The organism is Alkaliflexus imshenetskii DSM 15055 (assembly GCF_000517065.1).
GTDB lineage: Bacteria > Bacteroidota > Bacteroidia > Bacteroidales > Marinilabiliaceae > Alkaliflexus > Alkaliflexus imshenetskii.
In genome coordinates this window covers 2679476-2680335 of the sequence record NZ_KI912105.1, presented here as the reverse complement: position 1 = coordinate 2680335, position 860 = coordinate 2679476, and the positions used below count along the sequence as shown (strand labels likewise).

Sequence of the window (860 nt, the reverse complement as noted above, 5' to 3'; positions counted from 1 at the left end):
ATTAACGGTTATTTGCACCTCCCCACAGCTTTTCGCAGCTTATCACGTCTTTCTTCGCCTCTGAGAGCCTAGGCATCCTCCGTACGCCCTTATTTACTTTCTTATTGCCACGTAGTTTGTGGTCACAATGCTCGCGCATTGCGCACGTTACTTACGTCCTAAAAAATCCTCTCGCGAGAATCTTTTAATAGTTCGTTTCGTGTCTATTTCTTTTTCGATTTCGGTCAATATGTCAATGAACGTTTCGCACATGTTTTGTGCAACGTGATATATTTTATCAATACATTAATAAAATAATCATCTATTTCTTTTTTCTTTTAACATTGCCTTTGCAATATTAATCCCTACACAATACAGCCAAAATATATAGTTACTATAAACTCTCAACTATAAACTTTGAACTTAATACTCTCAACTATAAACTCTGAACTTAATACTTATGTAGTCCTGCGCAGATTTGAACTGCGGACCCCTACATTATCAGTGTAGTGCTCTAACCAACTGAGCTACAGGACTGTCTTGATTCACCCAAACGTTAGGATGTTGTCTGATATCCTCAATCTCTGTCTTTTGTGGCTCCCTTGGATGAGTGTTGGTATAAAAAATGATGCAATACCGCCAAAGTTACTTGGCTTTTGAGCAGGTTATCCTCTCTTTATTTGAAAACTTCTCTTGCGTGAAAAGCACTTCCAGAAAGGAGGTGTTCCAGCCACACCTTCCGGTACGGCTACCTTGTTACGACTTAGCCCCAGTCACCAGTTTTACCCTAGGACGCTCCTTGCGGTTACATACTTCAGGTACCCCCGGCTCCCATGGCTTGACGGGCGGTGTGTACAAGGCCCGGGAACGTATTCACCGCG

1 tRNA gene and 2 other annotated features (2 of these 3 running past the window's edge) are annotated in these 860 nt (G+C 42.1%); the gene reads right to left on the bottom strand.

Annotated features, from left to right (window positions below):
* Positions 1-34 (bottom strand) — a sequence feature (23S ribosomal RNA rRNA prediction is too short) (it extends 234 nt beyond the left edge of the window).
* A 408-nt stretch (positions 35-442) separates the two neighbouring features.
* Positions 443-516 (bottom strand) — tRNA-Ile (locus tag ALKIM_RS20410).
* Positions 517-693: 177 nt separating this feature from the next.
* Positions 694-860 (bottom strand) — a sequence feature (mutual gap in cmsearch alignment for this rRNA model is longer than 100); it runs 1117 nt beyond the window's last position.